The 20,690-nt window shown below is 70.9% G+C and carries 14 protein-coding genes; 8 read left to right on the top strand and 6 right to left on the bottom strand.

Annotated elements, in window-relative coordinates:
* Positions 1 to 34 precede the first annotated feature (34 nt).
* Positions 35 to 973, bottom strand: coding sequence for a PAC2 family protein (locus K4B79_RS05770; RefSeq protein WP_232025151.1), 939 nt, complete (start codon positions 971 to 973; stop codon positions 35 to 37).
* Between the two features lie 268 nt (positions 974 to 1,241).
* On the bottom strand, positions 1,242 to 2,744 hold the full coding sequence (rpsA, locus tag K4B79_RS05765; RefSeq protein ID WP_232025150.1) for a 30S ribosomal protein S1: 1,503 nt from the start codon (positions 2,742 to 2,744) through the stop codon (positions 1,242 to 1,244).
* Positions 2,745 to 3,128: 384 nt separating this feature from the next.
* Here rpsA and K4B79_RS05760 point away from each other — a divergent pair, with 384 nt between their 5' ends.
* Together K4B79_RS05760 and K4B79_RS05755 are read left to right on the top strand one after the other, a co-directional pair.
* Positions 3,129 to 3,980: a class I SAM-dependent methyltransferase gene (locus K4B79_RS05760; protein WP_232025436.1), complete on the top strand. Its 852-nt coding sequence runs from the start codon at positions 3,129 to 3,131 to the stop codon at positions 3,978 to 3,980.
* Between the two features lie 4 nt (positions 3,981 to 3,984).
* Positions 3,985 to 6,624, top strand: a complete 2,640-nt coding sequence (locus K4B79_RS05755; RefSeq protein WP_232025149.1) for an ATP-dependent RNA helicase — start codon at positions 3,985 to 3,987, stop codon at positions 6,622 to 6,624.
* Here the strand turns inward: K4B79_RS05755 and K4B79_RS05750 are convergent.
* The 3 genes from K4B79_RS05750 to K4B79_RS05740 all read right to left on the bottom strand — a co-directional run bounded on the left by K4B79_RS05750 (position 6,614) and on the right by K4B79_RS05740 (position 9,649).
* Positions 6,614 to 7,606, bottom strand: a complete 993-nt coding sequence (locus K4B79_RS05750) for a DUF3068 domain-containing protein (RefSeq protein ID WP_232025148.1) — start codon at positions 7,604 to 7,606, stop codon at positions 6,614 to 6,616. The two genes, K4B79_RS05755 and K4B79_RS05750, sit on opposite strands and share 11 nt — an antisense overlap.
* 21 nt (positions 7,607 to 7,627) lie before the next feature.
* A complete protein-coding gene (locus K4B79_RS05745; protein WP_232025147.1) occupies positions 7,628 to 7,762 on the bottom strand; it encodes an SPW_0924 family protein in 135 nt (44 codons plus the stop codon).
* Between the two features lie 147 nt (positions 7,763 to 7,909).
* Entirely contained in the window at positions 7,910 to 9,649 is a 1,740-nt protein-coding gene (locus K4B79_RS05740; RefSeq protein ID WP_232025146.1) for a lytic transglycosylase domain-containing protein, read from the bottom strand.
* Between the two features lie 284 nt (positions 9,650 to 9,933).
* Here K4B79_RS05740 and K4B79_RS05735 point away from each other — a divergent pair, with 284 nt between their 5' ends.
* Positions 9,934 to 10,815 (top strand): DUF4184 family protein, encoded by an 882-nt coding sequence (locus tag K4B79_RS05735; RefSeq protein ID WP_232025145.1) that lies wholly within the window; start codon positions 9,934 to 9,936, stop codon positions 10,813 to 10,815.
* A gap of 736 nt (positions 10,816 to 11,551) precedes the next feature.
* Here the strand turns inward: K4B79_RS05735 and polA are convergent.
* Positions 11,552 to 14,278, bottom strand: a complete 2,727-nt coding sequence (polA, locus tag K4B79_RS05730) for a DNA polymerase I (RefSeq protein ID WP_232025144.1) — start codon at positions 14,276 to 14,278, stop codon at positions 11,552 to 11,554.
* A 195-nt stretch (positions 14,279 to 14,473) separates the two neighbouring features.
* Here polA and K4B79_RS05725 point away from each other — a divergent pair, with 195 nt between their 5' ends.
* The 5 genes from K4B79_RS05725 to K4B79_RS05705 all read left to right on the top strand — a co-directional run bounded on the left by K4B79_RS05725 (position 14,474) and on the right by K4B79_RS05705 (position 20,686).
* The gene (locus K4B79_RS05725; RefSeq protein ID WP_232025143.1) at positions 14,474 to 16,753 is read left to right on the top strand and encodes an FdhF/YdeP family oxidoreductase; all 2,280 of its coding nucleotides are present in this window, start codon (positions 14,474 to 14,476) and stop codon (positions 16,751 to 16,753) included.
* A 66-nt stretch (positions 16,754 to 16,819) separates the two neighbouring features.
* The gene (locus tag K4B79_RS05720) at positions 16,820 to 17,308 is read left to right on the top strand and encodes a PaaI family thioesterase (protein WP_232025142.1); all 489 of its coding nucleotides are present in this window, start codon (positions 16,820 to 16,822) and stop codon (positions 17,306 to 17,308) included.
* A gap of 156 nt (positions 17,309 to 17,464) precedes the next feature.
* Positions 17,465 to 18,142, top strand: coding sequence for a hypothetical protein (locus K4B79_RS05715; RefSeq protein WP_232025141.1), 678 nt, complete (start codon positions 17,465 to 17,467; stop codon positions 18,140 to 18,142).
* 227 nt (positions 18,143 to 18,369) lie between these two features.
* Positions 18,370 to 19,602: a branched-chain amino acid ABC transporter substrate-binding protein gene (locus tag K4B79_RS05710; RefSeq protein WP_232025435.1), complete on the top strand. Its 1,233-nt coding sequence runs from the start codon at positions 18,370 to 18,372 to the stop codon at positions 19,600 to 19,602.
* 154 nt (positions 19,603 to 19,756) lie between these two features.
* Positions 19,757 to 20,686: a branched-chain amino acid ABC transporter permease gene (locus tag K4B79_RS05705; protein ID WP_232025140.1), complete on the top strand. Its 930-nt coding sequence runs from the start codon at positions 19,757 to 19,759 to the stop codon at positions 20,684 to 20,686.
* Positions 20,687 to 20,690: the final 4 nt, after the last annotated feature.

The following is a 20,690-nucleotide window of genomic DNA, read 5'->3' as shown; positions in this document are numbered from 1 at the left end:
CTGCCACCGACGGCGCACCCGGCAGGACCGGCCTTCAGCCGTCGCCCTCCCGTTCCGCCAGGAACCGCTCGAACTCGCGCCCGATCTCGTCCGCCGAGGGGATCTCGACGGGCTCGGCGAGCATGTTGCCGCGGGTCTCGGCGCCCGAGGCGGCGTCGTACTGGTGCTCCAGGCCCTGGACGAGGGCGACCAGGTCCTCGTCGCCCTCCTGGATCTGCCGGTCGATCTCGGTCTGCGTGCGGTGGGCGTCCGTGCGCAGGGAGTGCGCGACGCCGGGAAGGACCAGGCCGGTCGCCGCCGTGATGGACTCCAGGACCGTCAGGGCCGCGTCCGGGTACGGGGACCGGGCAATGTAGTGCGGCACGTGCGCGGCGACGCCCAGGACGTCATGGCCGGCCTCCATGAGGCGGTACTCGACCAGGGCCTCGGCGCTGCCGGGTACCTGGGCCTCCTCGAAGGGGCTGCGGTGGCCGGGGACCAGGTCCGCGCGGTTGCCGTGCGGGGTGAGGCCCACCGGGCGGGTGTGCGGGACGCCCATGGGGATGCCGTGGAAGTTCACCGACAGCCGGACGCCGAGCCGTTCCACGATCTGTTGCACGGCGGCGGCGAAGCGCTCCCACTCCACGTCCGGCTCGGGCCCGGACAGCAGCAGGAAGGGCGCTCCGGTGGCGTCCTGGACGAGACGCACGTCGAGGGTGGGTTCCTCGTACGCCGCCCAGCGGTCGCGCTTGAACGTCAGCAGCGGGCGCCTGGCCCGGTAGTCGACCAGCCGGTCGTGGTCGAAGCGGGCGACGACCTGTTGGGGCAGCGAGTCGAGAAGTCGGTCGACGATCTGGTCGCCGGTCTCGCCCGCGTCGATGTATCCGTCGAAGTGGTAGAGCATGACAAGTCCGGCCGACTCCTGGGCGAGCGCCATGTCCACCACGGCGAGGCCCTTCGGCTCCCATGCGTACAAACCCTGCGGATCAAGCACTGTGACCGCTCCTCCTCGTGTTCGTACAGCACAACACGCCCTGGAACAGCGGCATTCCCACCAGCGCCCCTGATCAGCCAACTCCTACGCCCTTTTCATGACAGGCAGAGGCACAAACGCGCCCCCGAAGGGGCGCGGGGAACTGCGCGAACAACCCCACCGGCCGTCAGCAGAACGACTGGCCGGGGAGGGGGCAACACTGAGGGGCCGCACCTCGAAAGGTACGGCCCCTCAGCTCAGCTCAGCGGCCAAGCCTCAGCGGCAGCGCTCAGCTCTGGCCACCCGCGAGCTTCTCGCGCAGCGCGGCAAGCGCCTCGTCCGAAGCCAGGGCACCGGAGGTGTCCGCACCCTCGGAGGAGTACGAACCGCCACCGCCACCCGCGGCCGGAGCCGCACCCGCGGTGTCCCCGCCCTCGGCGGCGGCAGCCGCGTCGGCCTCGCGGGACTTGATGACCTGCTGCTGGTGCTGCTCGAAGCGGGTCTGCGCCTCGGCGTACTGGTGCTCCCACGCCTCGCGCTGGGTCTCGTAGCCCTCGAGCCAGTCGTTGGTCTCGGGGTCGAAGCCCTCGGGGTAGATGTAGTTGCCCTGGTCGTCGTACGACGCGGCCATGCCGTACAGGGTCGGGTCGAACTCGACCGTCGCCGGGTCGGCGCCGAAGGCCTCGTTGGCCTGCTTCAGCGAGAGGCTGATGCGACGGCGCTCGAGGTCGATGTCGATGACCTTGACGAAGATCTCGTCGTTGACCTGGACGACCTGCTCCGGGATCTCCACGTGGCGCTCGGCCAGCTCGGAGATGTGGACCAGACCCTCGATGCCCTCGTCCACGCGGACGAACGCACCGAACGGAACCAGCTTCGTGACCTTGCCGGGCACGACCTGGCCGATCTGGTGGGTGCGGGCGAACTGCTGCCACGGGTCTTCCTGGGTCGCCTTCAGCGACAGGGAGACACGCTCGCGGTCCATGTCGACGTCGAGGACCTCGACGGTGACTTCCTGGCCGACCTCGACAACCTCGGAGGGGTGGTCGATGTGCTTCCAGGAGAGCTCGGAGACGTGGACCAGGCCGTCGACGCCACCCAGGTCCACGAAGGCACCGAAGTTGACGATCGAGGAGACCACACCGGAACGGACCTGACCCTTCTGGAGGGTCGTGAGGAACGTCTGGCGGACCTCGGACTGGGTCTGCTCCAGCCAGGCACGGCGGGACAGGACCACGTTGTTGCGGTTCTTGTCCAGCTCGATGATCTTGGCCTCGAGCTCCTTGCCCACGTAGGGCTGGAGGTCGCGAACGCGGCGCATCTCGACCAGGGAGGCCGGGAGGAAGCCACGGAGGCCGATGTCGAGGATGAGACCACCCTTGACGACCTCGATGACGGTACCGGTGACGATCCCGTCCTCTTCCTTGATCTTCTCGATGGTGCCCCAGGCACGCTCGTACTGGGCGCGCTTCTTCGAGAGGATCAGGCGGCCTTCCTTGTCCTCCTTCTGAAGAACAAGGGCTTCGATCTCGTCTCCGACGGCGACGACCTCGTTCGGGTCGACGTCGTGCTTGATCGAGAGCTCGCGGCTCGGGATAACGCCTTCGGTCTTGTAACCGATGTCGAGCAGGACCTCGTCCCGGTCGACCTTCACGATGACGCCGTCGACGATGTCGCCGTCGTTGAAGTACTTGATCGTCTCGTCGATCGCGGCGAGGAAGGCTTCCTCGTTACCGATGTCGTTGACCGCTACCTGCGGGGTGGTTGCGGTGGTCTCGGTGCTGCTCGTCATGTGGGAAAGGGCTCCGGTACGGACATTGAAGTCGTAGGTACTGCTTACGCCGGGAGCCCGTTTCGCTCTGAAGAAGCCGGACAGCCAAGGAAGCGCCACACCAATAAAGCTCTGGTGGCGCCTCGACAACCGAGGGGACATACAACAGATGCGAGCGCAGCCTGCTACGTCTGAGGAGCGCAGGCCCGCAGCGCAACTTGTAGCATACGGGGGCAGCCAGGCAGGGTCAATGCGCGAAGGCGCACACCCGGGGCGGATCGCCGCATACCCGGCACAAGAACCGTCCCTGGAGGCCACGCGGGCCCAGGACACCTCTTCCGTGACACCCCCGGAAGAGGGGTGGCGTCGCAGATGTGACCGAAGAGTACGACGAGGGAGCCGATCATCCAAGAGCCCACATCGTCCGAGCCGCGGCCGGATTCCGAGCCGCAGGCGCAGCCGGATTCCGAGCCGGCGGCCACCCGCCGCACCGCCGACGTCGCGGAGAGTTCCCGGGCCAACCGGGGCTGGTGGGACCGCAACGCGGACGAGTACCAGGTCGAGCACGGCACGTTCCTCGGGGACGACCGATTCGTGTGGGGCCCCGAGGGCCTCGACGAGGTGGAGGCCGAGCTGCTCGGCCCGCCGGAGGAGCTGAAGGGCAAGGACGTCCTGGAGATCGGCGCCGGCGCGGCCCAGTGCGCGCGCTGGCTGGCCGCGCAGGGCGCCCGCCCGGTCGCCCTGGACCTCTCCCACCGCCAGCTCCAGCACGCCCTGCGGATCGGCGGGTCCTTTCCCCTGGTGTGCGCCGACGCGGGCGCGCTGCCCTTCGCGGACGGCTCCTTCGACCTGGCGTGCTCGGCGTACGGGGCGCTGCCGTTCGTCGCCGACCCGCGTCTGGTCCTGCGCGAGGTGCACCGGGTGCTGCGTCCCGGCGGCCGTTTCGTGTTCTCGGTGACGCACCCGATCCGCTGGGCGTTCCCGGACGAGCCGGGTCCGGAGGGCCTGTCGGTGGCCGCCTCGTACTTCGACCGCACTCCGTACGTCGAGCAGGACGAGGAGGGCCGCGCGGTGTACGTCGAGCACCACCGCACGATCGGTGACCGGGTCCGGGACATCGCGGCGTCGGGCTTCCGTCTGGTGGACCTGGTCGAGCCGGAGTGGCCGGCCTGGAACAGCTCCGAGTGGGGCGGCTGGTCGCCGCTGCGCGGGAATCTGATCCCGGGCACGGCGATCTTCGTGTGCGTACGAGACTGAGTGCGTGATCCGTTACGACGCTCTGGACGCCCTTCCCGTACGCGGTGCCCTCGACGGCCTGGACGACTCCCTGGAGGGACACGGCACGGCCGTCCTGGTGGCGCCTCCCGGCACGGGCAAGACGACCCTGGTCCCGCTCGCCCTGGCGGGTCTGCTGGACGACGGCTCGCCCGCGCGGCGGGTCGTCGTCGCCGAGCCGCGGCGGATCGCGGCCCGTGCCGCCGCCCGGCGCATGGCCTGGCTGCTGGGCGAGAAGGTGGGCGAGAGCGTCGGCTACACCGTGCGTGGCGAGCGGGTGGTCGGGCGGCACGCGCGCGTGGAGGTCGTCACGACGGGTGTGCTGCTCCAGCGGCTGCAGCGGGACCCGGAGCTGACCGGTGTCGACGTGGTGGTGCTGGACGAGTGCCACGAACGGCATCTGGACGCGGACACCGTGGCGGCGTTCCTGTGGGACGTGCGCGAGACGCTCCGGCCCGAGCTGCGGCTGGTGGCCGCGTCGGCGACGACCGACGCGCAGGGCTGGGCCCGGCTGCTGGGCGGCGCCCCGGTGGTCGAGGCGCGGGGGACGTCGTATCCCGTGGAGGTGGTGTGGGCGCCGCCGCCGCGTCCGGTACGGCCGCCGCACGGGATGCGGGTGGATCCGGTGCTGCTGACGCATGTGGCGTCGGTGGTGCGGCGGGCGCTGGCCGAGCGGGACGGGGACGTGCTGTGCTTCCTGCCCGGCGTGGGCGAGATCGCGCGGGTCGCCCGGCAGCTGGGCGCCCTCGGTGAGGTGGACGTGCTCCAGGTGCACGGGCGGGCCCCTGCCGCCGTGCAGGACGCGGTGCTGGCCGGCGGTGAGCGCCGCCGGGTGGTGCTGGCGACCGCGGTGGCGGAGTCGTCGCTGACGGTGCCGGGTGTGCGGGTGGTGGTGGACTCGGGGCTGGCGCGGGAGCCGCGCGTGGACCACGCGCGTGGGCTGAGCGCGCTGGCCACGGTGCGGGCCTCGCAGGCGGCGGGGCGGCAGCGGGCGGGCCGGGCCGGGCGTGAGACGCCCGGCGCCGTGTACAGGTGCTGGGCGGAGGCGGAGGACACCCGTCTGCCGCGTTTCCCCTCCCCCGAGATCAAAGTGGCCGACCTGACGGCGTTCGCCCTCCAGGCGGCCTGCTGGGGCGATCCTGAGGCGGCCGGGCTGGCGCTGCTGGATCCGCCGCCGGCCGGTGCGATGGCGGCGGCACGGGCCGCTCTCGTGGGAGTGGGTGCGGTGGACTCGGCCGGCCGGGCCACGGAACGCGGCGCGCGGCTGGCCCGGCTGGGGCTGCACCCCCGTCTGGGGCGCGCCCTGCTGGACACCTCCGGTGCGGGAGCCGAGGTGGTCGCCCTTCTGTCGGAGGAGCCGCCCCGGGACTACGGCGACGACCTGGCCGCCGCCGTACGGACCGCCCGGCGCGGGGGTGACGCCTACGCGGGCCGCTGGCGGGCGGAGGTGCAGCGGCTGCGCGCGGTCTCGAAGCAGGCTGCCCGCGCCACCGAGGGTCCGCCGGACACGGGTGGTGGGCCGGCGGATTCCGACGCGGCCCGGTCGAAGGGCACCGGAGGGAGCGAGCGGACGGGCGGCACCGCGGGCCGGTCGGCAGGCCCCGGCGCGGGCGGGCCAGCCGATCCCCATACGGGCGCCCTCATGGCCCCTGGTGTCGACCGGCTCGCCGGGCTCGTCGCAGCCCTCGCCTTTCCCGAGCGCGTCGCCAGAGGGGTCGGTGGCTCCTATCTCATGGCGTCCGGGACCCGGGCCGAACTGGCCGAGGGGTCCCCGCTGCGGGGCGCCCCCTGGATCGCCGTGGCCGTGGCGGACCGGCCCGTGGGGAAGGGGCACGCGCGCGTGCAGCTCGCCGCGGTGATCGACGAGGACCTGGCCCGGTCGGCGGCGGCAGCCCTGCGTTCCGAGCGGCAGGAGGTCCACTGGGCGGACGGGGACGTCGTGGCCCGGCGCGTGGAGCGGCTCGGGGCGATCGAGCTCACCGCACGGCCGCTGCGGAACGCCGACCCCGCCCTCGTACGCGAGGCACTTCTCGAAGGGCTGCGGCAGGAGGGGTTCGGGTTGCTGCGGTGGACGCCCGAGGCGGCCGTACTGCGGCAGCGGCTCGCGTTCGTCCGTCTGCACCTGGGGGAGCCCTGGCCCGATGTCTCCGACGAGGCGCTGCACGCGCGCGTGGACGAGTGGCTGGAGCCGGAGCTGGGGCGGGCCCGGCGACGGGCCGACCTGGCGCGGATCGACGCCGGGGCGGCACTGAGCAGGCTCCTCCCCTGGGCCTCCGGGGAGGCCGCGCGGCTCGACGAGCTGGCGCCGGAGCGGATGGCCGTACCGAGTGGGTCCAGGATCCGGATCGACTACGGCAGCCCCGAACAGCCGGTGCTCGCCGTGAAGGTGCAGGAGATGTTCGGCTTGCAGGAGTCACCGCGGATCGCCGGTGTGCCGCTGCTCGTTCACCTCCTCTCCCCGGCCGGGCGCCCCGCGGCCGTCACCGCCGACCTCGCGTCCTTCTGGAGGGACGGCTACAAGGGCGTTCGGGCGGAACTGCGCGGCCGGTATCCGAAGCACCCCTGGCCGGAGGATCCGGCGACCGCGGAGCCGACGCGGTTCACCAACGCGCGGCTCAGGCGGTGACAGGTGCCGGTTCCGCGTCCTTTGCGGGCTCCGCCTCGCCCGGCCGTCGGCCGCGGGCCTCCAGGTAGAGGGAGAGCGACAGGAGCAGGGCGCCCAGGCCGAGGAAGCCCCAGGGCAGGTACGAGGTCATCAGCAGGACCAGGGTGCGGTTGGACTTGACCAGGTCCACGGTGTGCGCGATGTAGTCCTCGCGCATCTTCACGTGCCCGGCGAACGCCGTGACCTTCTCGCGGCCGCCGAGCAGGGAGCCGCCGCGCAGTTCCTCGCGGTGGATCTCCTCGCCGTAGACGGGGGCGCCGGTGAGGGGTTCGACCCAGAACTTGCGGACCGTGGTGTACCAGCGGGTGGTGCCGGTCTTCGCGACCGACTCGGGGGTGATGCCCTGGACCGGCAGGGCCTTGGGGAAGGGCACCTTGGTCCACGGGATGGTCTGCTCGAAGTAGTAGACCTCGACGCCGCGGAAGTTTTGGGTGCCCTTGTAGTGGATGGGGGCGGTGACGCGGGCCTGGGCGTCGAAGTACTCGTAGTCCCGTTTCTCCGTCAGGAACGGCCACTTGAACTCGATGCCCTCGCGTTTCACCGGGTCGCCGTCGACCATCTCGCCGGGGGCGTGGACGGGTTGCTGGGTGTGGGCGTCGAAGATGTAGCGCTCGGGAATCCTGGAGACCATTTTGCCGTCGGGCCCCACCACATAGGAGAGGCCGTCCCAGACGACGACGTCCTTCCCGGCCGTCTTCTCGACCTGTTCCGAGGCCTCGACGTTGCCCTTGAGGGTCTGCACGATCGTGACCCGGGGAACCGTCTTCGCCTTCATGGTGCCGTAGTCGAGGAGGGTGGCGTCCTTCGCCTCCAGGACCATGTCCTGGTACTGGCCGGCGGGGATCTTGGCGAGGCGCGGGAAGGCGTAGTGGCGCAGCAGTGGGGACAGTGCCGCGAAGAACACGGCGAGGGCGAGCAGGACCAGGCTGGTCTTGCGGCGCATCTCGACCTCCCTGACGGCCGGTTAGGGGTGGGCGGGCACCGTGGTCAGCAGCGGCTTCGGCGACGTCGTGCCGGTCGGCGACCCCAGCGCGGTGATCGTGAGGACCAGGGCGAACGCGAGGACGAGACCGGCCGTGGCGGCGATCAGGGCGCGCATACGGACCTCCCGACGGACGGGAACCGACACCTTGTCAGATCCGGCACGGTAGCAACGGGCGGGTGAGATGAGAACAGCTCGCGCACACGTCGGCGGCGCCCCTCCTCAAGAGGGACGCCGCCGATGTCGTACGGGAAACCAGGCGCCTTAGCCGGCCGAGGTGGACGGCGAGGGCGAGGGGCTCGGTGAGGACGTCGTGGCCGCCTCGACGGTCAGCTGGACGTTGATCGACGCGCCGCCCGCCGTGGTGATGTGCAGCAGGTAGGTGCCGGCGGTGTCGTCGGCGTACAGCTTGGGCAGCTTCAACAGCCCGTTCTCGTCCGTCTCCAGGCCCGTGAGGGTGCGTACGGTCTTGCCGTCCGCGTCCTTGAAGTACGGGCCCTTGTCGTTCTCGGTCGGGTCGATCGCCGTCTTGATCAGCGTGGCGGTGGCCGCCACCTTGTCCGCGACCGCGCCCTTGTAGGTGGCCTTCACCTCGACCTGGTCGGCGAACTCGCCGCCCGGCACGCAGGTCAGGGCGGTGTCGCTGGTGCGGGTGAGAGTGTCGGCGGCGCGCTCGGTGACGGTGGCCTTGTAGTCGAGGCCGCCGATGGTACGGCCGACGACGGTGACGCGGACGGTGAAGCCGCCGGTCTTCTCGCCGGCCCGGAGCGCGGGCGCGACGGCCGTGCCGGAGCTGTTGGTGACGATCGTGGCCACGCTCTCGCCGCCGGTGAAGGTGGTGTCGGTGTCACCGATGATCGTGAAGCGGACCCGGACCTTGGCGACGGCCTCGCCGCTCTTGGTCTCGGCACGGGTGCTGATCTTCTTGGTGAACGCGTCGCCCGCCTGCGCGGTGAGCGCGCCCGTGCCCGCGTCCTCCAGGTGGTCCACCGTGTCGGTCGGGGTCTGGGGGGTGCCGGGCGGAGTGCTGCTCGGCGGCGGGGTACTCGGCGGAGTGCTGCCGGGCGGGCGCGTCGACGGCGGGGTCGAGGCACCGCCGCCGGGCTTCTGCGGCTTGCTCCCGGGCGGCGAGGCCGGGGGTGTGGGCGTGGGACTCACCGAGCCCGAGCCGCCGTTGTCGCTGCGGTTGCCCGGCAGCGAGCCGGTGCCGTCCGGGATCTCGTGGGTGCCCTTGCGGTAGTACTCCAGCCACGACAGGACCGTGTTGAGGTAGTCCCGCGAGTTGTTGTAGCTGAGGATGGCGCGTTCGAGGTCGCCGTCGGTGGACAGGTCCCAGCCGTAGCGGCACAGGTAGTGGCCGGCCGCGAACGCGGCGTCGTAGATGTTGTTGGGGTCCTTCGTGCCGTCGCCGTTACCGTCCCGGCCCGCCCACGCCCAGGTGGAGGGGATGAACTGCATGGGGCCGACGGCCTGGTCGTAGGTGCTGTTGCCGTCGTACGCGCCGTCGTCGGTGTCCTTGATGAGCGCGAAGCCGTTGCCGTCGAGCTGCGGGCCGAGGATCGGGGTGAGCGTGGTGCCCTCGGCGTTCACCCGGCCGCCGCTCGCCTGGCCGGACTCCACCTTGCCGATGGCGGCGAGGAGTTCCCAGGGCAGGTTGCAGCCGGGCTTGGAGGACCGCAGCTCGTCGGCCGCCTTCTTGTAGGCGTCGAGGACGGTCGCGGGGATGCCCGCCTCGGACGTGCCCGGCGTGACGGGTGTGTCGAGGGTCGGCGACGGGCTGGGGCTGTTGAGCGGCGGCAGGTCCGTGTAGTAGGGGCCGTTCGCGGTCGGGCTGTCGCCGGCGGCCGCGTCGGGCGCGGTCTCGGCACCGGTGGCGGTCGGTCTGTCCTGGCCCTCGGCCGTCACCCCCGGAGCCTGAGAGGCGGACAGGGCCGCGACCGCGGCCGCTGCCACGGCGGTGGTAGCCGCCCCCTTGCGCAGCCTCCTGCCGAATTGCGCCGCCATAGATCGAACCCCTCCCGTGGACGCCCGAGCGCCCGTCTGTGTCGGTGACCCTCGTCCAGTTGTGACGGTCGGCCCGCCCTGGGGGTTGCCCCCGCGCCCCGCATTCATTCCTTGTTCGCGCGTTCGACCGAGCTCCCCGCACGGCGACCCAGGCGACCCTACGACAACTTCCTTTGCGCGGGCACCCGTTCGTGACCGATTTTTACCGGTTGGCCGTGTTCGATCGTGGCGCGTTCGTATCGCTCATACTGGACGGGCTCGATCACCCGTCCCCAGGAGCCCCGTTGCCGTTCACCCTGAGCCACGCGGCAGCCGTCCTGCCCGCCGTACGCACCGACGGAACCGGCCGCGGCAACCTCGTACCGGCCGTGCTCGTGGCGGGTTCCTTCGCTCCCGACATGACCTACTACGCGGCGAGTGTCCTGCCCGGCGCCATGGAGTTCGGCGAGGTGACCCACTCCTTCCCCGGCGTCCTCACCATCGACGTCCTCGTCGCCTGGGCACTGGTCGGGCTGTGGCTGCTGGTCCGCGAACCCCTGCTGGCACTGCTCCCCCGGGCCCGGCAGGGCCGGCCGGCCACGCTGCTCCGCTCCGGAACACCCCGTGCCCGCCTCCGCCCGGCCACCGTGCTGTGGTGGTACGTCTCCGCCGCGCTCGGCGCCCTCACCCACGTCGTCTGGGACGCCTTCACCCACCTCGACCGCTGGGGAATGCGCATGTTCCCCGTCCTCGGCGAGGAAATCGCCGGCTCCCCTCTGTACTGGTACCTCCAGTACGGCGGATCCGCGGTCGCCGCGATCGTCATCGCGGCCTTCGTCGCCCAAGCGCTGCGGCGGACCAGGGCGTCGGCCGAACCCGCCGGAGTACCCATCCTCTCCGCCCGGGACCGATGGCTGGCCGGTGCCCTCATCGGCGGCTGCGCGCTGGTGGCCGCGGTCCAGCGGGCCACCCGCTGGTGGGACTACTGGGGCTCCACCGCGAAGCCCTGGGAACTCATCCCCACCCTCTGCTTCGGCGCCGGCGCGGGTCTCGTCCTCGGCGTGGTCCTGTACGCCGCGGGAATCAGAACCTGGCGTCCCTCCGGGGCCCCGGAGGACCCGACAACGACCGATCCGGCCCCCGGGGCTCCGCCGAGCCGCCCGACCGCCCGTCGACCACAGTCCTGAACACCCTCACACCGGGCAACGGCCGCGACCTCGGCAACAAAGTGAGCGCGAGGGCCAGATAACCCAGCCCCAGATCCGCCCACACCCGCCACACCGACCCCGCGCGCTCTCCTACGACGCCCAGGGCGCGCTTCTCGCCCCTCCGCCGCCGGAGCACCGCCCCGGCCCGGCGCCAGGTGTCCCCGCGGATCCGTCTCCCCCCGACACCGGTGACCGTCCTGCGCAGGGTCGTCCCCAGGTCCGCCGGTATGCGAGCGCTGCTCGCGCTGACCGAGAAAGCCTGAACCGGCGCGGACGTCGCCGCGCGCCCTCGCGCCCTCCGGCGGTGGAGCATGCGTATACCCATGCCCGCATCCTTAACTGCGGCACCGCCCGTATGCGTCTCCGCAAGGACCACACGAGTGACGGGCCTGCCTGGCGGGGGTCGCGTGTCGTCTGCGGGTCCGTGGGGGCTGGTCGCGCAGTTCCCCGCGCCCCTAGGGAAGCTGTAGTCGCCCTGGGACATCAAGCACCATCGGCCGTTGGCGTCGTAGCCGCCCACGGCGGCGAGGGGACGGGGCGGGGGGTGTCCGCCCGCAGCGGCCGGCGTCCGACACGCAGTACCCCTTGCCGGAACAGTTCCGCCGGACCGAGGACGGACACCCCCCGACCCGGCCCCGACCCACCCCACAACCGTAGGCGCTACGCACGCCCCCACCGGGGCCGCACAGCGCGCCGCAGGCATCGCGCACCCCCACTAATGCGCGGCCGACTCCCAGTCCGCACCGTCGCCCACCGAGACGCCCAACGGCACCCTCAGCGCAACGGCGTTCTGCATTTCGCGGCGGACCAGTTCCTCCGCGGTCGCCCGCTCGCCGGGGGCGATTTCGAGGACGATTTCGTCGTGGACCTGGAGGAGCATGCGGGACTTCAGGCCGGCGTCACGCAGGGCGCGGTCCACATGGAGCATGGCGATCTTGACGATGTCCGCGGCGGTGCCCTGGATCGGCGCGTTGAGAGCCATCCGCTCCGCCGCCTCACGCCGCTGACGGTTGTCGCTGTTGAGGTCGGGAAGGTAGCGCCGCCGCCCGAACAACGTCGCCGTGTACCCCGTGGCCCGCGCCTCGTCGACCGCCCGCCGCAGATAGTCCCGCACGCCACCGAACCGCTCGAAGTACGCGTCCATAAGCGCCCGCGCCTCCCCCGCATCGATGTTCAACTGCTGCGAGAGCCCAAACGCCGACAACCCGTACGCCAACCCGTACGACATCGCCTTGATCTTGCGGCGCATCTCCGCATCGACCCCGGCGGGCTCGACCGCGAACACCTGCGACGCAGCCGTGGTGTGCAGGTCCTCACCGGAGGTGAACGCCTCGATGAGCCCCGCGTCCTCGGACAGATGGGCCATCACCCGCAGTTCGATCTGGCTGTAGTCCGCGGTCATCAGGGACTCGAACCCCTCACCGACCACGAACCCCCGCCGGATCGCCCGCCCTTCATCGGTACGGACGGGAATGTTCTGGAGGTTCGGATCCGTGGAGGACAACCGCCCGGTAGCGGCAACGGTCTGGTTGAACGTCGTATGGATCCGACCGTCCGAGGCGATCGTCTTGATCAGTCCCTCGACGGTCACCCGAAGCTTCGCCTGCTCCCGATGCCGAAGCATGATCACCGGCAGCTCGTTGTCCGTCTGGGTGGCGAGCCAGGCGAGCGCGTCGGCGTCCGTGGTGTACCCGGTCTTGGTGCGCTTGGTCTTCGGCAGGGCCAGCTCGCCGAAGAGGACCTCCTGAAGCTGCTTGGGCGAGCCGAGATTGAACTCGTGCCCGGCGGCGGCGTGCGCCTCCTTCACCGCCTGCTGCACCGCACCGGCGAACATCTGCTCCATGGCCTCCAGGTGGGCCCGGTCGGCCGCGATGCCGTGCCGCTCCATCCGGGCGAGCAGCGCGGACGTGGGCAGTTCCATGTCCCGCAGCAGATCCGCGGCGCCGACCTCCTCAAGGCGCCCGGCGAAGGCCTCGCCCAGATCGAGCACCGCGCGGGCCTGGATCATCAGCGCCTCGGCCTCCGCGCCCTCGTCCGTGCCGAAGGCGAGCTGCCCGTCGGCCGCGGCGGCGGGGGCGAGCTCGCGGCCGAGGTACTCCAGGGACAGCGCGTCCAGGTCGAAGGAGCGGCGGCCGGGCTTGACGAGGTAGGCGGCGAGGGCGGTGTCCATGCCGACCCCGGCGACGCTCCAGCCGTGCTCGGCGAAGACCCGCATCGCGCCCTTGGCGTTGTGGAAGATCTTGGGCCGCTCGGCGTCGGCGAGCCAGGAAGCGAACGCCGTCTCGTCGGCCTCGTCGAGCTGGGACGGGTCGAACCAGGCGGCCGCTCCCCCGGCCGCGGCGAGCGCGACCTCGGTGACCGAGCCGGTGCCCAGCGCCCAGGTGTCGACGGTGGCGACGCCGAGGACCTGGGTGGCGTGCTCGGCGAGCCAGGGGGCGACCTCGCCGGTGCCGAGCACGGCGCCGTCCACGGCCACGCCGCCCTCGACCACGGGGGTGGTGTCGGCCTCCTCGGCGCCGGGGTCGACGGCGAGCAGCCGCTCGCGCAGCGAGGGGTTGCGGATCTCCAGGGTGTCGAGGACCATCGCGACGGTCTTGCGGTTGTAGGGAGGGCGCTCCAGGTCGGCGACGGTCCTCGGCAGCTCGACGGTGCGGACCATCTCGGTCAGCCGGCGGTTGAGCTTGACCGCCTCCAGGTGGTCGCGGAGGTTCTGCCCGGCCTTGCCCTTGACCTCCTCGACGCGCTCGACCAGCTCCGCGAACGACCCGAACTGGTTGATCCACTTCGCGGCGGTCTTCTCGCCGACCCCCGGGATGCCCGGCAGGTTGTCGGACGGGTCACCGCGCAGGGCGGCGAAGTCGGGGTACTGGGCCGGCGTCAACCCGTACTTCTCGAAGACCTTCTCCGGGGTGAACCGGGTCAGCTCGGAGACGCCCTTCGTCGGATACAGCACGGTCGTGCGCTCGCTGACCAGCTGGAAGGAGTCGCGGTCGCCGGTGACGATCAGCACGTCGAAGCCCTCGGCCTCGGCCTGGGTGGCGAGCGTGGCGATGATGTCGTCGGCCTCGAAGCCGTCGACGGCGAACCGGGCGACATGCATCGCGTCGAGGAGCTCGCCGATCAGCTCGACCTGGCCCTTGAACTCGTCCGGGGTCTTGGAGCGGTTGGCCTTGTACTCCGTGAACTCCTCGGAGCGCCAGGTCTTGCGGGACACGTCGAAGGCCACCGCGAAGTGCGTGGGCGCCTCGTCGCGCAGGGTGTTGGCCAGCATCGACGCGAAGCCGTAGATCGCGTTCGTCGGCTGGCCCGTCGCGGTCGTGAAGTTCTCCGCGGGCAGCGCGAAGAACGCGCGGTAGGCCAGCGAGTGCCCGTCCATGAGCATCAGGCGGGGGCGCGCGCCGTCGGCGGTGTTCTCGGTCTTCTTCGATGCTGTCTCTGCCACGCCCCCGATCCTGCCACGCCCCACTGACAGTCCACCCCAACCGGGCCCCGCCCACCCCCCACCGAACCCCACCACCGCGCCCCAGCACCCCACGCACCCACCCCGCCCCCATCCCCTCCCACCGCTGACCACTGTCAGCACCGCGTGCGAGGATCGGAGAGGTACTTCATACGTGTGCGTGAAGGAGAGTCCGCGATGGCGAGCAAGCCGCCCAAGAGCGATCCGGTTCAGGACGCGCCGCAGGTCGCGGAGCCCAAGCACGCGGCGGCGGGACTGCCGGCCATCGGCCACACCCTGCGCATGGCGCAGCAGCAGATGGGCGTCAAGCGCACCGCGCTGACCCTCCTGCGCGTCAACCAGAAGGACGGCTTCGACTGCCCCGGCTGCGCCTGGCCGGAGCCGGACCACCGGCACGCCGCGGAGTTCTGCGAGAACGGCGCGAAGGCGGTCGCCGAGGAGGCCACCCTGCGCCGGGTGACCCCGGAGTTCTTCGCCGCGCACTCCGTCGCCGACCTCGCGACCAGGAGCGGCTACTGGCTGGGACAGCAGGGTCGGCTCACGCACCCCGTGTACCTCCCCGAGGGAGGAGACCGCTACGAGCCGGTGACCTGGGAGCGGGCCTTCGACATCGTCGCCGAGGAGATCGCCGCCCTCGGCTCCCCCGACGAGGCCCTCTTCTACACCTCCGGCCGTACCAGCAACGAGGCCGCGTTCCTCTACCAGCTGTTCGCGCGCGAGCTGGGCACCAACAACCTGCCCGACTGCTCCAACATGTGCCACGAGTCCTCCGGCTCGGCCCTGTCGGAGACGATCGGCATCGGCAAGGGCAGCGTCCTCCTTGAGGACCTCTACAAGGCCGACCTGATCATCGTGGCCGGGCAGAACCCGGGCACGAACCACCCGCGCATGCTCTCCGCCCTGGAGAAGGCGAAGGCGGGCGGCGCGAAGATCATCAGCGTCAATCCGCTGCCCGAGGCAGGCCTGGAGCGCTTCAAGAACCCGCAGACCGCCAAGGGTCTCACCACCGGCGCCGCGCTCAACGACCTGTTCCTGCAGATCCGCATCGGCGGCGACCAGGCCCTCTTCCGGCTCCTCAACAAGCTGATCCTCGGGACCGAGGGCGCCGTCGACCGGGCCTTCGTCGACGAACACACCCACGGCTACGAGGAGTTCGCGGCCGCCGCCCGCGCCGCCGACTGGGACGAGACACTCACCGCGACCGGCCTCACGCGCGCGGAGATCGAGCAGGCCCTCGCCATGGTTCTCGCCTCCGAGCGCACCATCGTGTGCTGGGCGATGGGCCTCACCCAGCACAAGCACTCCGTGCCGACCATCCGCGAGGTGGTCAACTTCCTCCTCCTGCGCGGCAACATCGGCCGCCCGGGCGCGGGCGTGTGCCCGGTGCGCGGCCACTCGAACGTGCAGGGCGACCGCACGATGGGCATCTTCGAACGCCCGGCGCCCGCCTTCCTGGACGCCCTGGAGAGGGAGTTCGGGTTCGCCCCGCCCCGCGGGCACGGCTACGACGTCGTCCAGGCCATCCGCGCCCTGCGCGACGGCCACGCGAAGGTCTTCTTCGCCATGGGCGGCAACTTCGTCTCCGCCTCGCCCGACACCGAGGTCACCGAGGCGGCCATGCGCCGGGCCCGGCTGACCGTGCACGTCTCGACGAAGCTCAACCGCTCGCACGCCGTCACGGGCGCGCGTGCCCTGATCCTGCCCACCCTCGGCCGCACCGAGCGCGATCTCCAGGGCAGCGGCGAGCAGTTCGTGACCGTCGAGGACTCCATGGGCATGGTGCACGCCTCCCGGGGCCGCCTGGAGCCCGCGAGCCCGCACCTGCTGTCCGAACCGGCGATCGTCTGCCGCCTCGCGCGCCGCGTGCTCGGCGAGGACAGCAAGGTTCCGTGGGAGGAGTTCGAGAAGGACTACGCCACGATCCGCGACCGCATCGCGCGCGTGATCCCCGGCTTCGAGGACTTCAACGCGCGCGTCGCCCACCCCGGCGGCTTCACCCTCCCGCACGCCCCGCGCGACGAGCGCCGCTTCCCCACCGCCACCGGCAAGGCCAACTTCACCGCCGCGCCCGTCGAGTACCCCCGGCTGCCCGAGGGACGGCTGCTGCTCCAGACGCTGCGCTCGCACGACCAGTACAACACCACCATCTACGGCCTGGACGACCGCTACCGCGGCATCAGGAACGGACGGCGGGTGGTGCTGGTGAACCCCGAGGACGCCGGCCGCCTGAAGATCGCGGACGGCTCGTACGTCGACCTCGTGAGCGAATGGAAGGACGGGGTCGAGCGGCGGGCTCCGGGCTTCCGGGTGGTGTTCTACCCGACGGCGCGGGGCTGCGCGGCCGCCTACTACCCCGAGACCAACGTGCTCGTGCCGCTGGACGCCACCGCCGACGTCAGCAACACCCCGGCCAGCAAGTCCGTCGTCGTACGTCTGGAACAATCGGCTACCGACTGAGCGTTTGCTCAGCCGGTGAGCGGCGCCGGACGGCCGCACCGATCACGACGAACGGAGTCGGGCCCCATGGGCGAGCAGCAGCACGTGACGTTCCCGCAAGAGGTCATCGACGAGTACGCCGCACTCGGCGTGGACCTCCAGGCACTGTTCTCGGCGGGCCACCTCGGGACGCGCATGGGGGTGCAGATCGTCGAGGCGTCCGCGGAACGCGTGGTCGGGACGATGCCGGTCGAGGGGAACACCCAGCCGTACGGGCTCCTGCACGGCGGCGCGTCGGCGGTGCTCGCGGAGACGCTCGGATCCGTGGGATCGATGCTCCACGGAGGCAGCTCGAAGATCGCCGTCGGCGTGGACCTGAACTGCACACACCACCGCGGCGCCCGGTCGGGCCTGGTGACCGGAGTGGCGACGCCGGTGCACCGCGGACGGTCCACGGCGACGTACGAGATCGTGATCAGCGACGAGGACGGGCGACGCGTGTGCACCGCCCGGCTGACCTGTCTCCTGCGGGACGTGAACCCCGGGGACGGGGAGCGCGTGGGCGCCACCGGCTGACAGGACGACCGCCCACCACCGACCGAAGGGCGAGGCGCGCGACCCGGCACCGACCGGGTGCCGCCCGCCCCGCCACGAGCACCACCCCGAAGCCGCACGACCACCCGCAGCCAGAGCGCCCGACAGCCGGTACCGTCATTCCATGAGGCCGCTCCCATGACCGGCATCGGTCCCGTCGAGCCCGTCAACTCGGCGGAGACCGGCGAGAGTTACGACGTGATCGGCGCCGACGCGCCACGCCTCACGGACCGGCTCGCCGGGCGGTGGAACGGACTGCCGCGACGAGCCAGACAAGGCCTCCTCACGGCCACGGCCGCCACCGCGACAGCGATCGGCGCCCTGGTCCTCACCCCCGGCGGCGACCCCGCCCCCACCTTCCCACCCCGGCCCGTCCCCTGGCCCGCCAACGTCACCACCTGGCACTACTCCGGACTCGCCGCACCCCTCAACTCCGCGAGAACCAGCGGCCGCTATCGTTTCGCCGTGTCCGTCGACCACGGGCCACCCGTGACCCTGACGGTCACCGGCGCCGCCTTCCCCGGCCTCCGGGCCCGGGTCGTCCCCGAACCCGCCTTCACCGTCCACGCCGGAACGCCCCGCCGAATCACCGTCGAGATATCCGTATCCAACTGTTCCGGCCTGCCCCTCAATGCGGGCCTGTCCTTTCTCGACGTAACGCTGCGTAACACACGCGCAATACAGCGACACAGTTTCATCTTCGGCCGCGCCTACTCCAGGGACCTTTCCACGCTCTTGAAGAACGCCTGCGAGCCCCCGACCGCGACGCCGGGCCCACGGCCAACCGGAAGTGCGGGTTCTCAGCATGCGGACTGAGAGCACCCCCTCTAAAACGGCTGAGAGCCCCCTTTACCGAAGCTTGCCCTCCATCACGTCATAACAAGAAAGTCACAAGCCAGCGCACAGCGATGCCCAGCACTACAAACCGGGCTTAGAGTCACGGCCAGTCACCGCTCCATCGGGAGTTCGGTACCAGCGCGGCACCCGCCGTCCCCCACAAGGGGTGACAGTGCCTGCGGAAAGGACTGATTGTGCGACGTTCCTTGGTGATACTTAGCTCCGTTCTCGCGACCGGCGCTCTGACGCTCACCGCCTGCGGCTCCCGAGACGACAACGGCGGCGGCGACAGTGGCGACAGCGGCGGCGGCACCACGCTGACCATCGGCGTCACCGCCCCGTTCACGGGCGAGAACTCCACCACCGGCCTCGGCATCCGGTACGGCGCCCAGATCGCCATCGATGACGCCAACAAGAACAAGCTCGTCCCCGGCGTCACGTTCAAGATCAAGGCCCTGGACGACAAGGCCCAGCCCGCCACCGGCCAGTCCAACGCCACCGCCATCACCGGCGACAAGACGGCCATCGGCGCCGTCGGCCCGCTGAACTCCGGCGTCGCCCAGACCATGCAGCAGGTCTTCGCCTCGGCCAACATGGTCCAGATCTCCCCGGCCAACACCAACCCCGAGCTGACCCAGGGCAAGAACTGGCAGACGGACAAGAAGCGGCCGTACAAGACGTACTTCCGCACCGCCACCACCGACGAGCTCCAGGGCAGCTTCGCCGCCGGCTACGCCTTCAACGACCTCAAGAAGAAGAAGGTCTTCGTAGTCGACGACAAGCAGACCTACGGCGCCGGCCTGGCGAAGATCTTCAGCGACCAGTTCAAGAAGCTCGGCGGCCAGGTCGTCCAGACCGACCACGTCAACACCGGCACCAAGGACTTCGGCTCCCTCGTCACCAAGATCAAGAGCTCCGGCGCCGACCTCCTCTACTACGGCGGCCAGTACGACGAGTCCTCCCTGCTCACCAAGCAGATGAAGGACGCCAACGTCAAGATCCCGCTCTTCGGTGGCGACGGCATGTACGCGTCCACCTACATCTCGGCCGCCGGCGCCTCCGCCGAGGGCGACCTCGTCACCGCCATCGGTGTCCCCGCCGACACCCTGCCGGCCGCCAAGGACTTCATCGCCACCTACAAGTCCAAGGGCTACAAGGGTGACTACGGCGCCTACGGTGCCTACGCCTACGACGCCACCACCGCCATCATCAAGGCCGTGAAGGCCGCCGTGGACGCCAACAACGGCGACGTCCCCAGCGACATCAACGCGCTGCGCTCCTCCGTCGTCGACGGCGTCCAGAAGTCCGACTTCGAGGGCCTGACCGGCAAGGTCTCCTTCGACCAGTACGGCGACACCACCAACAAGCAGCTCACGGTCTACCAGGTCGAGAAGGGCAAGTGGAAGGCTGTCGACACCGGCACCGCCGACCTCGGCTGACCCAGACCCGCAGCACACCGCTCACGGGCCGCGCGGAAGGAGGATCCCGACCGCGCGGCCCGTTTCCACACCCGGACTTCCGCACACCAGTGCACCCCAGACCCTGCACGCCACCAGTGCACACGACCACCACCAGTGACATGGAGGCCACGCGGTGAACACCCTGCCGCAGCAGCTGGCCAACGGGCTGCTCCTAGGCTCGATGTACGGGCTGATCGCCATCGGCTACACGATGGTGTACGGCATCGTCCAGCTCATCAACTTCGCGCACGGCGAGATCTTCATGACCGGGGCCTTCGGCGCCCTCACGGTCTACTTCTACATCCTGCCCGACGGCACCACGATGGTCATCGCCGTCCCCCTGATGCTGATCGGCGGCGCCCTCGTCGCCATCCTCATCGCCGTCGGAGCGGAACGGTTCGCCTACCGCCCACTGCGCGGAGCACCCCGGCTAGCCCCCCTCATCACCGCGATCGGCCTCTCCCTGGCCCTCCAGGAAGTCGTCCGCAACTTCTACCCCGGCGCCGACCGCGCCCGCGCCTTCCCCGGCCTGGACACCACCCGCGACATCGGCTCCGTCACCATCAAGGACGCCGACATCTTCCTCGTCGTCGCCGCCGTCGTCTGCATGGCCACCCTGGCGTTCTTCGTCCGCAAGTCCCGCACCGGCCGCGCCATGCAGGCCACCGCCCAGGACCCGGACACCGCCCAGCTCATGGGCATCGACACCAACCGCATCATCGTCATCGCCTTCGCCATCGGCGGCTTCTTCGCCGCCGTCGCCGCCGTCGCCTACGGCCTCAAATACGGCAACGTCGACTACCGCATGGGCTTCCTGATGGGCCTCAAGGCCTTCACCGCCGCGGTACTGGGCGGCATCGGCAACATCTACGGCGCCATGCTCGGCGGCCTCGTCCTGGGCGTCGCCGAAACCCTCGCCTCCGCCTACATCGACGGCATCCCCGGCATGCAGCAGCTCGGCGGCCAGGGCTGGTCCGACGTATGGGCCTTCGTCCTGCTCATCCTCGTGCTGCTCCTCAGGCCACAGGGCCTGCTCGGCGAACGCGTAGCGGACAGGGCGTGATCAC

The sequence above is a fragment of the Streptomyces lincolnensis genome (assembly GCF_021173675.1).
Classification (GTDB): Bacteria; Actinomycetota; Actinomycetes; order Streptomycetales; family Streptomycetaceae; genus Streptomyces; species Streptomyces lincolnensis_B.
Note: the sequence above shows the minus strand (reverse complement) of the source record. Positions and strands in the feature narration are given on the sequence as shown.

What these genes read in the sequence shown, in the direction of transcription:
- K4B79_RS05750 (WP_232025148.1), bottom strand. Translation starts at nt 7,606, where the DNA reads ATGCGCCGCAAGACCAGCCTGGTCCTGCTCGCCCTCGCCGTGTTCTTC.
- K4B79_RS05720 (WP_232025142.1), top strand. Translation starts at nt 16,820, where the DNA reads ATGGGCGAGCAGCAGCACGTGACGTTCCCGCAAGAGGTCATCGACGAG.
- K4B79_RS05740 (WP_232025146.1), bottom strand. Translation starts at nt 9,649, where the DNA reads ATGGCGGCGCAATTCGGCAGGAGGCTGCGCAAGGGGGCGGCTACCACC.
- K4B79_RS05715 (WP_232025141.1), top strand. Translation starts at nt 17,465, where the DNA reads ATGACCGGCATCGGTCCCGTCGAGCCCGTCAACTCGGCGGAGACCGGC.
- K4B79_RS05745 (WP_232025147.1), bottom strand. Translation starts at nt 7,762, where the DNA reads ATGCGCGCCCTGATCGCCGCCACGGCCGGTCTCGTCCTCGCGTTCGCC.
- K4B79_RS05725 (WP_232025143.1), top strand. Translation starts at nt 14,474, where the DNA reads ATGGCGAGCAAGCCGCCCAAGAGCGATCCGGTTCAGGACGCGCCGCAG.
- rpsA (WP_232025150.1), bottom strand. Translation starts at nt 2,744, where the DNA reads ATGACGAGCAGCACCGAGACCACCGCAACCACCCCGCAGGTAGCGGTC.